Here is a 15,936-nt window from a genome sequence, read left to right as displayed (position 1 = left end):
AACTGTGACTGTGGACGATCCGCACTACGTAGGCATTGGCGAAGCGGCCGAACTGCTCGGCCTCTCGCGCACTTCACTGCAGAAGCTGGTGGACGCCGGCCGCCTGGAGGCGATCAAGACGCTGGGCGGCCACCGCCGCATCCTGCGCACCTCGCTGCTCAGCCTGCGCGACGAGATGGCGCAGCGCGGCACCGACCCGGGCGAGCTGCGCCCGGGCCGCGCGCTGCCCCCGCCGCAGCTGGCCAGCCAGACCGGCAAGCTGGAGGTGCTGGTGGTGGACGACGACGAGGTCACCATCGAGTTCCTGGACGGGCTGCTGCGCAAGAACATGGAGGATTGCGAGATCACGGTCGCGCGCGACGGCATCGAGGCCGTGCTGCAGCTGGACCGCCGCCGTCCCCACGTGGTCATCACCGACCTGAACATGAAGCCCTTCGACGGCTTCCGCCTGGCCTGGCTGATCCACGAGAAGCCGGAGTACCGCGGCATCTTCGTGCTGGCGATCACCGGCCTGTCGGCCAAGGACATCGCGGCGCGCGGCGGCCTGCCGCCGGGCACCGTGCTGCACCGCAAGCCGCTCAACCCGCACCGCCTGCTCGGCTTCCTGGAGGGCCACGCCCAGATCCAGCTGCGCAACCAGCGCCGCCTGCCCGACGCGCGCAAGCCCGAGAAGGCTCAGTCGAACGCCAGCGTGTAGATCAGGTCCACGGCCGAGCGCTCGCCGGCCTGGCCGCGCACCGTGAGGTTGCGCGTGACGTCGTAGAAGATCGAGAGCGTGCCCATGGCACCGCCCAGGCTGCGCTCGTAGGCCGCGTAGAAATTGCGGCCGAAGCGCTTGCCCAGGGTGATGGACGGCCCTTCCGAGGCATCGCGCCGGAACGAGAGCTCGTCCAGCCCCAGCGAGGCGGCGATGCCGCCCTTGCCGCTGCCCGAGCGGCCGGCCAGGAAGGCCAGCGCGGCCTGCTGGACCAGCGCCGACTCCGCGCCCGTCGCCGGCGCGGGCCGCCCCGTGACCAGCCATGACAGCTTCTCGGCATCCGGCAGGTCGGGCTCGGCATAGAGCCGCACGTAGGGGAAGAAGGCGGTGCCAGTCACCATCACGCCCACGCGCTGGCTCAGGTTGGGCCGGATCGCCAGGATGTCCAGCGCCGGGTTGTCGGCCGCGCCGGTGAAGCGCAGCACGCCGCGCTCGATGTCCAGCCGCTGGCCGTAGGCCTCGTACTCGCCGCCCACGGCCCGGATGGTGCCGTTGATGCGCGGCGCCGTCAGCGAATTGCCCGCCAGCGCCAGCTCGCCGGCCAGGCGGGTGTCGATGCCGTGGCCGCGCAGCCTGAAATCGGGGCCCAGGTCCACCGCCAGGTCCACCTGCAGCTGCTGCGCCGGCGTGCGCGCCGCGATGGCGTCCTGGCGCGCGTCCTTGGCCGTGATGGGCCCGCCCGCGTTGCGCACGGTGACGTCATCGCCCAGCTTGGGCGTGCTCACGTCCGGCAGCAGGATGATGGCCTCGTCGATGCGCAGGCGCCCCGACAGGCGGGTGCCCTGCTCGCTGCGGCTGGCCGCCACCTGGCCCGACACCGTCAGTTGCCGGTCCACGCGCAGGCTGGCACGCAGGCGGTCCAGCGTGGCGTCCATGTGCGCCTCGGGCCCGTTGGGCCCCAGGTGGCCCTCGCCCGTGGCACGCAGGCTGCCGCCGCGCTCGCCCGGTCCGTGCAGCAGGAATTCGTCCAGCACCAGGCGCTGTCCCGCCAGGCGCGCCCGCAGGCGGCCGTTTTGCAGTTCCACCCCGTCGGCGACAGAGCGCAGCGCCAGGTCGTCGGCGGCGATGTTGCCGGACCACTGCGGCTCGCCGCGGGTGCCCGCCAGCTGCACGTCGGCGGCCAGCGAGCCGCGCAGGCGCCAGCCCGGCGGCGCGAGCAGCGACCACACGCCGATGCGCGGCAGGCGCGCGTGCAGGCGGCCCGCCACCGGCGCCTGCGCAGGCCAGGCCCAGCCGGCGCTGCCCCCGCGCTCCAGGCGGGTGCTGGCCTCGCCGTCGGCGCTGCCCCCGCGCTCGCTGTCCCAGCGCAGGCTGGCGCTCACGCGCTCGCCCTCGCTGCGCAGCGTGAGGCCGGCCTCGCGCACGCCCGCGGCGATGCGGGCGCTGGCCCCCTCCGCGGTCTCGGCCAGCAGGCTCACGTCGCCGCGGCTGCGCGAGAGGCTGGCCGAGATGCGCGGCTGCGCGCCCAGCTGCACGTCCCAGGCGCCATCGAACACCAGGTCGCCGACCAGGCTGCTGCCGGCCAGCTGCGGGCCGCCGAGCAGCTCGGCCCAGGCCAGGGGCAGGCCCTGGAGCCGGCCCGCGCTGCGCAATTCGCCGCCGCCCCAGTGCACGGGCTCCCAGGCCAGCGTCGCCGCGCCCGCCGGGCGGGCCTGCGGTGGCGGCCGCAGCTGCGCACGGCCGGCGCCCAGGTCCAGCATGCCGGGCGCGAAATGCCAGCTGACCGGCTGCTGCAGCACCAGCGACCACTCGCCCGCGCCCAGGCGCGGGTCCAGCGCGGCCAGAGAAAACGTGCCCAGGCGCCCCTGCCAGGCGCTGCCCTCGCCGCCGTGCGAGAGGCTGCCCTGGGCCTGCAGGCTGGCCTTGCGGGCACCCTGCACCGCGTCGGCGGACAAGGTCCAGGCGGCCTCGCGCAGGCGGCCGCTGAGCGTGGCCCGCGCCTGCGGCAGGGACCAGGCCGGGCCGGCGCCGCTGGGCCGCAGCGCCAGTTGCGCGGCGTCGATGCGCGCATCCACGTCGGGATCGCGCCAGCCCCCGCGCCAGCCGCCCTGGGCCTCCAGCCGGCCGGCCGCCAGCGCCTGCGGGATGCGGCCGCCCAGGCCGGGAAGGCGGTCCAGCCAGGCCAGGGCGGCGGCCAGGTCGCCCGCCTGCAGGCGCAGCTCGCCGGCACCGGCGCCGGGCGCCACGCGGCCGCGGGCCTGCAGCTGCGCGCCGGGCATCTTCAGGAGCAGGCGGCCGTCGCCGGCGCGCGCCGCGGGCTCGGCCTCGCCGCTGGCGCTCAGGGTCGCGTCCTGGGCTCGGGCCTCCAGCGTGTCGAGCCGCAGCCGGCCGCCGGCCCAGCGGCCGCGCGCCTGCAGCGATTGCAGCGCCAGCGCCGGGCCCGCCGGCACCGGCCCCGCGGCCTTCAGGTCGGCGTCGAAGCCCAGGGCGCCGCCCTCCCCGTCCAGGGCCACGCGGCCGCCCACGCGCTCACGCGCCAGCCGGCCGTGCAGGGCGGCGGTGTCCACGCCCGCGATGTTCGCCCGCAGGGACCAGCGGCCCTCGCGCCGCCACTGGCCCTGGGCGCGCAGCTCGCCGCCGCCCAGGCGGGCCACCGCTTCGCGCACCTGCGCCACGCTGCCGTCCCAGGTGGCCGAGGCGCGCAGCGCCTGAACCGGCAGCTGGCCGCCGTCCCAGGGGCCCGGGCTGGCGTTGGCGATGTCGGCGCTGGCCGTCCAGGTCGCGGTGCCGGCCGGCGCGATGGCCGCGCTGCCGGTCAGCAGCGTGGCCGGCGCGTCGCGCCAGAGCTTGGAGAGGTCCAGGTCCTGCAGGCGGGCCTGGGCCTGGGGCAGGGGCTGGGCCGCCCAGGGCGTGATGTGCGCGGTCGCGGTTGCGCCGCCGGCCGCCGCGTTGCCCTCGATGCGGGCGCTGGCCTGCAGGTCGGCCAGCGGGCCCTGCACGCTGGCCGTGAAGCGCAGCGGCAGGGCCGCCTCGCGGCCGGGCACGGTCGCGGGCAGCCCGCCCTGCAGCTGCGCCGCCAGCCGCAGCGGCGCCCGGGCCCCCAGGCGCGCCGTGCCCTGGTAGTCACCGCCGCCCCAGCCCAGGTGGGCCAGGCTGAGGTCGTGGGTGTCCGCCGCGTAGCGGTAGCGCGCCTGCACCTGGGTCAGCGCGACCGCCTGGGTGCCCTTGTCCCATTCGAGCTGGCCCACGCGCAGCTCGTCCACCTGCACCTGCAGCGGCAGCGTGAGCGCCACCGGCGCCGCCGCGGGCTGCGGGGGCCGGCTGTCGACGATGTGCAGCGAGGCGGCGCGCAGGTGCGACAGGTGCAGTTGGCGGTGCAGCAGCGCGAACGGCTGCCAGGCCAGGTCCACGTCCTCGGCGTCGACGGCGAGCCCGCCCTGCGCCCAGTGCAGACGCCGGGCCCGCAGGCCCGTGCGCAGCGAGCCGGTCACGCCCTCGGCCGAGACGCCCTGCGACCGGGCGGCCTGGCGCAGGGTCCAGTCCAGCGAAGACTGCGTCCCGGCCCACAGCCACAGGCCCAGCACCAGCGCCGCGAGCAGCAGCACCAGGGCCGCGAGCGCCAGCCCGGCGATGCGCAGGAGGCGGGCGGCGCGGGCCATCAGAAGGTGGTCCCGAAGGTGAGGTGCAGCCGCAGCTTGCGCGGCGTGAAGCCCCAGGCCAGGTCGGCCTGCACCGGCCCCAGCGGGCTCTTCCAGCGCACGCCGGCGCCAGCGCCGTAGCGCGGCCGCAGCGCCGCGATGCGGTCGCTCACCGAGCCGGCGTCCAGGAAGACGGCCGACTCCCAGTTGGTGACCAGTCCGTTGCGCTTGATGGGCTGCTGCCACTCCACGCTGCCCACCGCCTCGTAGCGGCCGGGCGCGATGACGCCGTTGCCCCGGTCCACGCCGATCTCGCGAAAGCCGTAGCCGCGCACCGTGGAATCGCCGCCGGTGCGGAACAGCTGGGTGGAGGGCACCCGGGCGCTGCCGGCGGCCAGCACCGCGCCGCCTTCGGCGCGGAACTGCAGGCGGCCGGCCGCGAGCGGCCGGATGCCGACCCAGCGCAGCACGGTGCGCTGGAAGGGGCTGCGGCTGCCGGTGAGGGTGACGCCGCCGCCCAGCTCCGCGGCCAGGCTGTGGCCGCGCGAGGGATAGGGTAGGCTGTCGAAGTAGCGGCCGGTCCAGATGTAGTTGGCGCTGAGCGCGGTGCCGTCCCCGTTGTCGGGGATGGCGGCCAGCGAGACGCCGGGCGCGGGCTGCACGCTGGCACGGTCGTACTGCAGGTAGACGTTGCGCTCGATGTGGTCGCCCAGCCAGCTGCGCCCCACGCGCAGGCGCTGGTCCTGCGTGACCAGGGTGCCGTCGTCGGTGCGCTCGGCGCGCAGCGAGACGCCCCAGCGCCAGCCGTCGTCGTCCGGGATGGCGTTGGCCTCGACCTGGGCATAGGGCTGCTTGCGCTCCAGCTGCAGCTTGGTGCTGAGCTGCCAGCCGATCACCGGCAGGCGGTTGTTGCGGTACTCCACCGAGCCGCGCACGCCGCTGTCGGTGGACAGGCCCAGGCCGAACACCACCTTGTGCAGCGGCGCCTCGCGCACCGTGGCCTGCACCGGGGCGGCGTCGGCATCGGACTCCGGGTCGACGAAGAGGAAGGCGGAGTCGAAGTAGCCGCTGCCGGTCAGGCGCAGCTGGGCCTGGACCAGCGCCTCCTGGTCGTAGGTGCTGCCCGGCGGCAGGCGAGCCAGGCGCGGCACCAGGACCGGGTCGTAGCGCTGCATGCCGCTGACCTGCATGGTCCCCAGGCGGAACGGGCGGCCCGAATCCAGGCGCAGGCCCAGCCGGGCCGTGCCGGCCTGCGCATCCACGTCGGCGATGCTGTAGCTGATGCGGGCTGCCGGGTAGCGATGCGCCACCAGCTGGCGCAGGGCATGCGTCTTGGCCTGGGCCCAGCTGTCCTGCGTGAACTCATGGCCGGGGGGCAGGCGCCAGTCGGTGCGCACCCCCTCGCGCTGCTCGGCGATGTCGCCTTCGGCGGCCTGGGTGATGGGGCCTTCGAAGCCGATGTCCACCGACTCGACGTGCGTGATGGGCCCGGGTTCGACCTCGACCACGATCACCGGCTTGCCGCCGGCCGGGGTTTCGCGCCGGATGGCGATGTGGGGGTTGAAGTAGCCCAGCGTGGCCACGAGCTCGCGCGCGTTGCGCTCGGCCAGCGTGGTGAGCCGGGCCAGCTCGGCCTCGTCCAGGTCGGTCACCGCGCGGTAGCGCCGCAGGTCCAGGTCGCGGTCGAGCAGGGTTCGCAAGGGCTCGGGGGCCCGCACCTCGATGGAAAAGGCGGGCTGCGCAGGCGGCTCCGCCTTGGCGCCGGAAGCGGCCGGCGCCGGCAACGGCGCGGGGTCGGCGGCCTGGGCCTGCGCCCACGGCGCGGCCGCCGCCAGCAGCAGCGCGGCCAGGCAGGCAGGCAGGGAGCGGACAGGGTTCATGCGGGACGTGGGCAAGGGCGTTCGCCTCGGCCCTGGCGGCGCGCAGCCCGGGCCCAGCCACGACTATCGCCGGGGCCTGCGCCGCGCCCCGTAGGCGCAGGCCGACAGCCCCGCTTCAGACCACCACCGGCTCGGGCTCGAGCCGGATCCCGAAACGCTCGTACACGCTGGTCTGGATGGCGCGCGCCAGGGTGACCACCTCGCCGCCGGTGGCGCCGCCGCGGTTGACCAGCACCAGGGCCTGCTTCTCGTACACGCCCGCGTTGCCGACCGACTTGCCCTTCCAGCCGCAGGCGTCGATGAGCCAGCCGGCGGCCAGCTTCACCGTGCCGTCGGGCATTGGGTAGTGCACGATGTGCGGGTCGCGGGCGATGATGTCCTGGCACTGCTCCGGCGTCACCGTCGGGTTCTTGAAGAAGCTGCCGGCGTTGCCCAGCACGCGCGGGTCGGGCAGCTTGGCCTCGCGGATCGCGCAGATCCAGTCGTAGACCTGGCGGGCCGTGGGGTGCGGCACGCCGCTCTCCTGCATGCGGCGCTCCAGGTCCAGGTAGCCCAGCACCGGCTTCCAGGGCTTGGGCAGGCGCAACCGAACCCGCAGGATCAGCGCCCGGCCGGCCAGGCCGAAATCGCCCTCCTTGGCCGGCACGTGCTTGAACACCGAATCGCGGTAGCCGAAGGCGCACTGGGTGGCGTCCAGGGTGAACACGCGGCCGGTCTGCAGGTCGATCGCGTCCAGCGACTCGAAGCGGTCCTGCAGCTCCACGCCGTAGGCGCCCACGTTCTGCACCGGCGAGGCGCCCACCGTGCCGGGGATCAGGGCCATGTTCTCCAGGCCGGGCAGGCCCTGGTCCAGCGTCCAGGTGACGACCTCGTGCCAGTTCTCGCCGGCGCCGAATTCCACCACGGTGGCCCGCGGGCCGTCCGCCACGATGCGGCGCCCGGGCACCTCCACCTTCAGCACCAGGGGCTTGACGTCGCCGGTGAGCACGATGTTGCTGCCGCCGCCGAGCACGAACTTGGGCTCCGCGCGCCAGGCCGGGTCGGCCAGCAGGGCCTGCAGGTCGGCCTCGCCGCGGATGCGCACCAGCGCACGCGCCTTGGCCACGATGCCGAAGCTGTTGTGGCCCTGCAGCGGTACGTTTTGCTCGACGAACATGGGAGAATATTGTCGCACCCCCAACCGCACTGAGAGAGGAGTCCATGCCGTCCTTCGACACCGTCTGCGAGCCCAACATGGTCGAGGTCCGCAATGCCGTCGACAACGCGTCCAAGGAGATCGCCACCCGCTTCGATTTCAAGGGCACCTCGGCCGGCCTCGAGCTCAAGGACAAGGACATCACCCTGCACGGCGACGCCGATTTCCAGCTGCAGCAGGTGATGGACATCCTCACCGCCAAGCTGGCCAAGCGCAACGTGGACGTGCGCTTCCTGGACAAGGGCGAGGTGCAGAAGGCGGGCGGCGACAAGGTCCGCCAGGTGGTCAAGGTGCGCAACGGCATCGAGGCCGAGACGGCCAAGAAGATCACCCGCGCGGTGAAGGACAGCAAGCTCAAGGTGCAGGCGGCCATCCAGGGCGACGCCGTGCGCGTGACCGGCGCCAAGCGCGACGACCTGCAGGCCGCGATGGCGCTCATCCGCAAGGAGATCGCCGACCTGCCGCTCTCGTTCAACAACTTCCGCGACTGACGCCGGCGGCGCCGCGCGCTGCGGCCCTCTGCGGGCCGCAAGGCCGCGCCCGCAGGCCGGGCTGCCTGCGCTAGCCGCGCCCGCCCAGGCGCAGCGCCAGCACCTCCATGCCCGCCTGCCAGGCCTGCGCCATGGGCCCCACGGCGGCCTGCATGTCGAAGGCGCGGCCGGTGTGGGCGGCCCGCGCCCCCTTCATCAGCAGCGCCTTGGCGCCGCGCGACACCTCGGCGAAGGCCTCGGCCGCGGGCGCCAGCGCCGGATCGGCCTGCGGCGCCAGCCAGCGCAGGTGCGCGGCCAGGCATTCGAAGGCCGCCCCCGCCTGCCGCACGCCGGCGAAGGCCCAGGCATGGAAGGCCTCCAGGCCGCCCTCCAGCAGGCGGGGCAGTTCCTCGCCACTGCGCCGGGCGAAGCGCTCGAAGGGGTTGTCCGCCGGACGCCAGGCCAGGTGCCCGCGCAGCAGGGCCAGGGCCTGCGCGGCCAGCACGGCCGCCCCGTCGGCGTGCCGCCGGGCGATGCGGATGCGCTCCGCGTAGAAGGGCATGAAGGCCGGGTCCGGCGGCAGGCCCAGGCGGAACAGGCGCTCGTAGTCCTCGCCGGCCAGCTCGAAGAAGACGGCATTGTGGAAGTAGCGCGCCCGCCGGCCGGCCTCGTCCAGCGCGCTGATGACGATGGTGGTCTTGGTGTGCTTGCGCCGGTAGTCGGTGGCCGCGGTGTCGGGCAGCCAGAAGGCGTCGGCCTCGGTGCTCACCAGCGCGCCGGCGGCCAGGTGCGTGCGCACATGGTCCAACAGCGGCCGCCAGACCTGCAGCTCCTGCACGTCGATGCCGTAGAGCTGGCGCAGGTCGGCCAGCGGCGGCTTGAAGAAGGTCCACTGGTCGTCCTCGAAGTCCACGGCGACCGTGAACCCCAGCATGGCCAGCGGCTCCAGGCCCAGCGCATGCAGCAGCCCCACCCAGAGGTCGGCGTAGCAGTTCTTCTCGGGCCAGTCGCAGGCCTCGCCGTGCAGGGCGTGCGGGCGCCAGTCCGACGGCTGCAGGCCCGGCAGCAGGTCCTGCGGCAGGCTCATGGCCAGAGCAGCGCGCGCACGTCGTCGGGCCAGGCGGCCGGCTCGAAGCCGTGCGTGCGGATGAGCGCCAGCGCCACGCGTTCCAGGCCGAAGCCCAGGCAGGCGGTGTGCGCGGTCGCACCGCCCGCGCCGCGGATGCCGAACTTGCCGCTGAAGTGGTCCTGGTGCCAGTTGAAGGAGCACACCGCCGTGGGCTGGGCCTCGGAAATCACGGGCACCAGGATCTCGAACTTGAGCCGCTGCTCCACCTGCTGCGCGGCCATCATGCGGCCGCTGCGGCCGAAGAAGGGGTCGGCGGCCACGTCGCTGCGCGCGGGCAGGCCCAGGCGCCGCAGCAGGTCCAGCCCGCGCTGCAGCCAGCCGTCGCGCCAGGCCACCACGGTGTCGGGCGAGCCCATGCGGATGAACTCGCGCATGCGGAAGGATTGCAGGCGCGTGGGCTCGTCCGAGGGCTCGTGCCGGAACACCCAGCCCAGCACCGTGATGAGCCGGCCGCCCTGCGGCAGCAGGCCGCTGAAGCTGGGGTAGACCGGGTAGCAGGCGGCGGGCGTGAGCATCACGTCGGTGGGCGCCAGCAGGGCCTCCCAGTCGCCCCCGCTGTCCGCCAGCCGGGCCAGCTCGCGGCCCTGCGCGTCGTTGCCCATGAAGCTGTGGACCGAGCCGGCCAGCTGCGGGAAGTTGTCCAGGTAGCCCAGCTGCTCGATGAGCGTGCGCGGCAGCACCGGCGGGAAGGCCAGCGGCTGCGCGCCGTCGCCCGCGGTCTCGCGCAGGACCAGCGCATCGAAGCGCTGGATGATGTCCTCCATCGCCGTACCGCGGCCCCACACGCCGCGCACCGACGTGGGCAGCACCAGGCCGTGCGCGACCAGGCCCTCGCGGAAGGCCTGCAGGCCGTGGGCCACCTCGTCCAGGGCCGTGGCGCTCATGGCAGCTCCTTGTGCACCAGCAGCATGGAGGCGCTGCGCGCGTGGATGCGTTCGTTGGACACCATGAGCGCGCCGGACAGCGAATCACGCAGCTGGCGGCCCAGGCTGAACGGGCTGTCGTTCTTGTAGCCCAGGATGCCGACGATCTGCAGCGCGTCCTGCACGATGCGCGGCGCCGCCTGCGAGCAGTTGACCTTCAGGCTGTTCAGCCGCAGCGACCAGCCGATCTCGGCCAGCGCGCCCTCGCCTTCCGGACCCAGCGCGTCGAACTCCTGCGCCACCATCAGCCAGGATTGCTTCATGGCCTGCAGCTGGGCGTGCACCTCGGCCAGCCGCAGCGCCGTCGGCGGCACGCTGCCGGGTTTCTGCCGCGCCTGGCCGCGCACGAACTGGCCGGCCCGCGCCACCGCGTCGGCGGCGATGCCCCACCACAGGGCCGACCAGAGGATGTGGGAGTACGGCACCATGCTGCGCTCCGAGATGTCGGCATAGGGCGCGGGCAGCACCTGGGCCAGCGGACCTTCGGCGGCCAGGCGGAAGCCCGGGCTGCAGGTGCCGCGCATGCCCAGGGTGTCCCAGCTGCTGGAGCACTCCAGCCGGGCCTGGTCCTTGCGCACCATCACCAGCAGCTGGTCGCCGGCTGCGGCGCCGGCGTCGCGCCGGCACGTGACCATCATCGCGTCCGCATGCTCGCAGTAGGAGCCCGTGGTGGCGTCCTTGGCAAGGCGGAAATGCTCGCCGCTGCGGTCCAGCGCGCAGATGCTGGAGCGGGTGTCGCCGAAGGTGCCGACCTCGGAGGTGATGGAGGCCAGCAGCCACTGCGCCTGCACCGTCTCGCGCAGCCAACCGCGGAAGAAGCCGCTCTGCCCCGCGTGCCGCGCGACGCAGGCGAGCTGGCTGTAGTGCATCGCCAGCACCATCGCACTCGAGGCACAGCCCTGGGCCAGCGTGGCGCAGAGCTGGCCCAGCTCGGCCATGCCCAGGCCGGCACCGCCGAGCTCGCGCGGCACCAGGGCCGACAGCACCCCGGCTTCGCGCAGCGCGGCCACGGTCTCGTGCGGGAAGCGGGCCTGCCCATCCACGTCGGCCGCGTTCGGCGCGGCGACCTCCTGGGCAATCCTGCGGACAGCGCTGGCCATCGATGCAAAGTCCTGGCCGGCGCGCAGCGGTCGAGCAGAGGCGTCTTCGTTCATGTCGCGCCAATTGTTGCTTCTGTGCCTCGACCAATGGGCGGCCGCCGTGTCAGACAACGCCGCTATCGCACGAAGGTCCCAGTGAAGCGCACCCCGCAAGCACGGCGATTTCTGTACAACTCATCGCTACACATTTCAAGAATTGTTCATGGAGACCGGCATCCCCCCTGCCCCCGGCATCCGCGTCGGCTTCGACCTTGCGCAAGTCAGCGGTATCGCCGGCTCGCTGCGCAGCTTCGGGCAGCGCTTCGCCGACCGGCTCTTCACCGCGGATGAGCAGGCCTACGCCCTGTCGGGCCAGGGCCAGTTCGCGCAGCGGCTGGCCGCGCGCTTCGCCGCCAAGGAGGCGGTGATCAAGGCACTGTCCCTGTCGGAAGCCGGCATCGACTGGCGCGACATCGAAGTGCGGCGCCTGCCGGACGGCGACTGCCGGGTGGTGCTGCACGGCCGCGTGCAGCAGCTGGCCGACGCGCAGGGCGTGCAGGGCATCAGCCTCTCCATGAGCCACGAGGGCGACATCGCCGGTGCCTTCGTGACCGTCACCTCCCGTTCCATACAAACACCATGACCAGCCCCACCGCCCTTGCCCCGACCGCCGGCATCGATGCCGACATCCGGCGCGTGCTGCACGAGCACGCCCGCCTCAACCGCGAAGTCGAAACCCTGGACGACCAGGCCGACCTCTACCAGGCCGGCATGACCTCGCACGCCAGCGTCAACGTGATGCTGGCGCTGGAGGGCGCCTTCGGCGTCGAGTTCCCCGACCGCATGCTCAAGCGAAGCGTGTTCGCCAGCATCGCGGCCATCCGCGAGGCCCTGCTCGAGATCCAGGCCGGCTGAGGCGGCCGCGGGCCATGAACACGGCACCTGCCCCCGTCCCGCTCGCCTTCGACAGCGCGGCCGGACCCTGCTTCGGCTGGTACCACCCGCCGGCCGACAACGCACGCGACACGGTCGTCGTGATGTGCCCGGCGCTGGGCTACGAAGCCTCCTGCGCCTACCAGAGCTGGACCCGGCTGGCCGGGCTGCTCGCCGCGGCCGGCCTGCCCGTGCTGCGCTTCGACTGGCACGGCAGCGGCGATTCGGCCGGCGACGACCGGCTGCTGCGCCTGGATGACCTGCGCGCCAGCGTGGACGCCGCCATGGCCGAGGCACGCCGGCTCAGCGGCTGCACCCGCGTGGCGCTGCTGGGCCTGCGCATGGGCGCCATGCTGGCGCTGGACGCGGCGGCGCGCGCCGGCGGCGTGGAGGCGGTCGCGGCCTGGGCGCCCTGCACCGGCAAGGGCTTCGCGCGCGAGCTGCGGGCACTGGCCATGGCGCGGGGCGAACTGGGCGGCACGCTGGAAGCCCAGGGCCTGGCCTGCGACGAGGACGCGCTGCGCGACCTGCAGGGCCTGGCGCCCGCCACGCTGCCGCACCGGCCCGCGGCCCGCGTGCTGCTGGTGGCCCGCGATGACCTGGGCGGCGCCGAGACCCTGTTCGAGTCGGCCCTGCGCAGCCGCGGCTGCCACGTGACGCTGGAGCGCTGGCCGGGCTATGCACGCGCCGTCGCCGAACCCACGCACCCGGTCGACCTGGGCAACACGCTGGGGTCCCTGGCGGGTTGGCTGGCCGAGCGCGCCGGCCCGGCGGCGTCGACACCGCCGCGCCCGCACGTCAGCTCGCAACTGCAGGCGGGGGCGGCGATCGAGCAGCCCTGGCGCTTCGGCACGGACGGCCGGCTCTTCGGCATCCTCGCCCGGCCCAGCGCGGGCGGTGCGGCGCCCGGCCAGGTCGACACCGCCGTGCTGCTGCTGAACGTGGGCGGAAACCCGCGCACCGGCCCGCACCGGCTCTATGTGACGCTCTCGCGGGCCCTGGCCGCCAGCGGCCTGACCGTGCTGCGCCTGGACGTGGCGGGCATCGGCGACAGCCCGGGCGAGTTCCCGCACACCGCAGCCATGTGGCAGCGTGCCACGGCCGACGTGCGCGCCGCGATGGACTCGCTGCAGCCGCTGGGCCTGCGGCGCTTCCAGCTCGTGGGCATCTGCTCGGGCTCCTACCTGGCGCTGGAGACCGCGCTGGTCGACGAGCGGGTGTGCCGCCAGGTGCTGGGCAACACCCGCGTGCTGGAGTACGACACCGGCAGCGCGCCCTGGCAGGGCGCCATGCAGCGGCACTACAAGTCCATGCGCTACTACGGCCGCGCCCTGGCACGCGCGGGCGTGTGGCGAAGGCTGCTGCGCGGCCAGGTGGATGCGCGCGGCATCGCTGCGCGCGCCGTGGTGCTGGCGCAGGCGCGCATGTCGCGCGGCCTGGCCCGCCTGCTGGGCCGGGGGCCGGCGCGCGACAGCCTGTGCGAGAAGTTCCTGCACCTTTCGCGCCGCGGCACGCGCACCCTGATCGTGATGTCCGAGCAGGACGACGGGCTGGACTACCTGGACTTCCACCTCGGCCGCAACGCCGCCCACCTGCGCGGCGAGCCCGGCTTCGAGCTGCAGCTGGTGCCCGGGGCCGACCACACCTTCTCGACGCAGGCCATGCAGCAGCGGCTGGTGGAGATCCTGCGCCAGGAAATGCTCGCCTGCCCGGCCGAGGACGAAGCGGCGACCGTGCTGCAGGCGCGCGTGGCGCACGTGTGAGCACGGCCATGGGCGGCGACGGCATCCTCACCCTGCAGGCCGGCCCGCTGCGGCTGCGCCTGGCGCCGGCGGCGGGCGGATCCATCGCCGGCCTGGAGGGCGAGCGCCCCGACGGCGGCGGCCACGTGGACTGGCTGCGCCCGGCTTCGACGGAGGGCCTGGCGGCGCGCAACCCGCTCGCGATGGCGAGCTTCCCGCTGGTGCCCTTCTGCAACCGCATCCGCGACGGCCGCGCGCACTTCGGCGGCCACGAGATCCGGATGCCGCCCAACCACCCGGGCGAGCACTCGCCCCACCCCCTGCACGGCATCGGCTGGCTGCGGCCCTGGAAGGTGAACGCGCTGGCCGTGGCCTCGGCCTCGCTCTCGCTGGAGGTCGCGGCCAGCCCGGCCTGGCCCTGGGCCTTCGCCGCGCGCCAGCATTTCGCGCTGGAGCGCGGGGTGCTGCGGGTGCGCATCGAGATGGAGAACCGCGCGCCGGACGCCATGCCGGCCGGCATCGGGCACCACCCGTACTTCCCGCATCCGCCGGGTACGCGGCTGGCCACCCGCACGCAGGCGATGTGGCGCACCGACCGCGAAGTGCTGCCCACCCGCCTGGAGGACGGCGACGAGGTCCGCCGCCTGGACCAGGGTGTGCTGCTGCGCGACCTGGACCTGGACAACAACTTCACGGGCTGGTCGCGCGAGGCCCGCATCGACTGGCCGGCCGACGCCCAGGGGCCGGCCCGCCACCTGCGGCTGCGCGCCGAGCCGCCGCTGGACTTCTTCGTGCTCTACTGCCCGCCGGGCCAGCCCTTCTTCTGCGCCGAGCCGGTCAGCCAGACCACGGACTGGCTCAACATGGCGCAGGCGGGCGGCATGGGCGCGGCCGAGCTGGGCGGTGCGGTGCTGCAGCCGGGCCAGGTGCTGGCGGCGTCCTTCAGCCTGGCGCCCGGCTGGGGTTGAAGGCGGCCGGGCCGCCGGCCGTCGCGGCGCCCTGCACCGATCGGCCGACGTGGTTAGAGTGGCGCTTCCCGCCACCCCCCGAGGATCCCCATGAGCACCACCCGCATCGCCGTGCTGATCGGCAGCCTTCGCGCCGACTCCCTCAACCGCAAGCTCGCGCTCGCGCTGGCCGGCCTCGCGCCGCAGGACGTTCACTTCGAGCACCTTCGCATCGACGACCTGCCGCTGTACAACCAGGACCACGAAGGCAACCCGCCGGAAAGCGTGAAGCGCCTGAAGGCGGGCATCGCCGCCGCGCAGGGCGTGCTCTTCGTCACCCCCGAGTACAACCGCTCGATCCCCGGCGTGCTGAAGAATGCGATCGACCATGCCTCGCGCCCCTACGGCCAGAGCGCCTGGGCCGGCAAGCCGGCGGGTGTGATCGGCATCTCCGGCGGCGCCATAGGCACCGCCCTCGCGCAGCAGCACCTGCGCAACATCCTGTCCTACCTGGACATGCCCACCCTGGGCCAGCCCGAGGCCTTCATCCAGAGCAAGGAAGGCCTGCTGGACGACCAGGGCCGCATCGGCGTGGACGCCACCCGGCAGTTCCTGCAAGGCTGGGTGGACCGCTACCTGGCCTGGGTGCGCAAGCACGCGCAGGCCTGAGGCCGAAACCCGCAGCGCGCTGCGCTGGCGCGCCGCCAGGCCCGCGCAGCCGCCGGGCCTTCAGTGCGGCGCGTTGCCCGGGTGGCGGCCGCCGTGCTTGGCCTTGCCCCGGTGAGGCGCCTCGGCCGCGGCGGGCGCCGCGGCCTTCTTGCTGCCGATGCGCGACTCGGTGCCGGCGAGCAGGCGGTTGATGTTGGCGCGGTGCCGCCAGGCCATCAACAGCGCCATCACGAACAGGGCCAGTGCGACGCCTGGATCGGCATACCAGGCCGCGCGGTCGCCCAGCAGGTAGTACAGGGGCGCGAAGGCGCCGGCCACCAGCGAGGCCAGCGAGGCGTAGCGGAAGAAGAAGGCCAGGATGAGCCAGGTCAGGCCCGTCGCCAGGCCCAGCCAGCCGCTGATGCCGAAGACCACGCCGATCGCCGTGGCCACGCCCTTGCCGCCCTGGAAGCGGAAGAACACGGGGTAGAGGTGGCCCAGGAAGGCGGCCAGGCCCACCAGCGCGACCGTGCCCTCGCCCAGGCCCCAGGCCCCGCCCCAGGCGCGCACCGCCAGCACGGGCGCCAGCCCCTTGAGCGCGTCGCAGAGCAGGGTGATCAGCGCCGCAGCCTTGTTGCCCGAGCGCAGAACGTTG

14 protein-coding genes are annotated in these 15,936 nt (G+C 74.2%); 7 read left to right on the top strand and 7 right to left on the bottom strand.

Translation table 11 applies throughout. The features are described from left to right. The first annotated feature begins 10 nt into the window (after positions 1 to 10). Positions 11 to 697: a response regulator gene (locus IM725_RS12275; protein ID WP_193780888.1), complete on the top strand. Its 687-nt coding sequence runs from the start codon at positions 11 to 13 to the stop codon at positions 695 to 697. Here IM725_RS12275 and IM725_RS12270 read toward each other — a convergent pair. The 3 genes from IM725_RS12270 to murB form a co-directional block, all read right to left on the bottom strand. Then, positions 676 to 4,356, bottom strand: coding sequence for a translocation/assembly module TamB domain-containing protein (locus IM725_RS12270; RefSeq protein WP_193780887.1), 3,681 nt, complete (start codon positions 4,354 to 4,356; stop codon positions 676 to 678). The genes IM725_RS12275 and IM725_RS12270 overlap by 22 nt on opposite strands. After that, entirely contained in the window at positions 4,356 to 6,215 is a 1,860-nt protein-coding gene (locus tag IM725_RS12265; RefSeq protein WP_193780886.1) for an autotransporter assembly complex protein TamA, read from the bottom strand. The genes IM725_RS12270 and IM725_RS12265 overlap by 1 nt, the downstream gene beginning before the upstream one ends. A 115-nt stretch (positions 6,216 to 6,330) precedes the next feature. After that, positions 6,331 to 7,371, bottom strand: a complete 1,041-nt coding sequence (murB, locus tag IM725_RS12260) for a UDP-N-acetylmuramate dehydrogenase (protein ID WP_193780885.1) — start codon at positions 7,369 to 7,371, stop codon at positions 6,331 to 6,333. Positions 7,372 to 7,415: 44 nt separating this feature from the next. Between murB and IM725_RS12255 the strand changes: the two genes are divergently transcribed. Beyond that, the gene (locus IM725_RS12255) at positions 7,416 to 7,901 is read left to right on the top strand and encodes a YajQ family cyclic di-GMP-binding protein (RefSeq protein ID WP_193780884.1); all 486 of its coding nucleotides are present in this window, start codon (positions 7,416 to 7,418) and stop codon (positions 7,899 to 7,901) included. A 70-nt stretch (positions 7,902 to 7,971) separates the two neighbouring features. Here IM725_RS12255 and IM725_RS12250 read toward each other — a convergent pair whose 3' ends face one another. Genes IM725_RS12250 through IM725_RS12240 form a run of 3 tightly spaced genes read right to left on the bottom strand, consistent with a single transcriptional unit; the run spans position 7,972 to position 11,086 of the window. Continuing rightward, on the bottom strand, positions 7,972 to 8,967 hold the full coding sequence (locus IM725_RS12250; protein ID WP_193780883.1) for a DUF1839 family protein: 996 nt from the start codon (positions 8,965 to 8,967) through the stop codon (positions 7,972 to 7,974). Beyond that, positions 8,964 to 9,893 carry an amino acid--[acyl-carrier-protein] ligase gene (locus IM725_RS12245; protein ID WP_193780882.1) on the bottom strand — a complete coding sequence of 310 codons (930 nt, stop codon included), beginning with the start codon at positions 9,891 to 9,893 and terminating at the stop codon, positions 8,964 to 8,966. Before IM725_RS12245 ends, IM725_RS12250 begins: the two co-directional genes overlap by 4 nt. After that, the gene (locus tag IM725_RS12240) at positions 9,890 to 11,086 is read right to left on the bottom strand and encodes an acyl-CoA dehydrogenase family protein (RefSeq protein WP_193780881.1); all 1,197 of its coding nucleotides are present in this window, start codon (positions 11,084 to 11,086) and stop codon (positions 9,890 to 9,892) included. The genes IM725_RS12245 and IM725_RS12240 overlap by 4 nt, the downstream gene beginning before the upstream one ends. A 148-nt stretch (positions 11,087 to 11,234) precedes the next feature. Here IM725_RS12240 and IM725_RS12235 point away from each other — a divergent pair, with 148 nt between their 5' ends. The 5 genes from IM725_RS12235 (at position 11,235) to IM725_RS12215 (ending at position 15,302) form a co-directional block, all read left to right on the top strand. Beyond that, on the top strand, positions 11,235 to 11,654 hold the full coding sequence (locus IM725_RS12235) for a holo-ACP synthase (protein WP_193780880.1): 420 nt from the start codon (positions 11,235 to 11,237) through the stop codon (positions 11,652 to 11,654). After that, positions 11,651 to 11,926: an acyl carrier protein gene (locus IM725_RS12230; RefSeq protein ID WP_193780879.1), complete on the top strand. Its 276-nt coding sequence runs from the start codon at positions 11,651 to 11,653 to the stop codon at positions 11,924 to 11,926. Before IM725_RS12235 ends, IM725_RS12230 begins: the two co-directional genes overlap by 4 nt. A 14-nt stretch (positions 11,927 to 11,940) precedes the next feature. Continuing rightward, positions 11,941 to 13,707, top strand: a complete 1,767-nt coding sequence (locus tag IM725_RS12225; RefSeq protein ID WP_193780878.1) for a serine aminopeptidase domain-containing protein — start codon at positions 11,941 to 11,943, stop codon at positions 13,705 to 13,707. Beyond that, entirely contained in the window at positions 13,704 to 14,654 is a 951-nt protein-coding gene (locus IM725_RS12220) for an aldose 1-epimerase (RefSeq protein WP_287066633.1), read from the top strand. Before IM725_RS12225 ends, IM725_RS12220 begins: the two co-directional genes overlap by 4 nt. Before the next feature lie 90 nt (positions 14,655 to 14,744). Further along, complete coding sequence (locus IM725_RS12215; RefSeq protein WP_193780877.1) at positions 14,745 to 15,302, top strand: NADPH-dependent FMN reductase; 558 nt, start codon at positions 14,745 to 14,747, stop codon at positions 15,300 to 15,302. A 60-nt stretch (positions 15,303 to 15,362) separates the two neighbouring features. On the opposite strand, the gene IM725_RS12210 is transcribed toward IM725_RS12215, so the two are convergent. After that, a partial coding sequence (locus tag IM725_RS12210) for a glycerol-3-phosphate acyltransferase (RefSeq protein ID WP_193780876.1) occupies positions 15,363 to 15,936 on the bottom strand: 574 nt, incomplete at its 5' end.

Source organism: Ramlibacter aquaticus (assembly GCF_015159745.1).
GTDB classification, from domain to species: Bacteria; Pseudomonadota; Gammaproteobacteria; order Burkholderiales; family Burkholderiaceae_C; genus Ramlibacter; species Ramlibacter aquaticus.
Note: the sequence above shows the minus strand (reverse complement) of the source record. Positions and strands in the feature narration are given on the sequence as shown.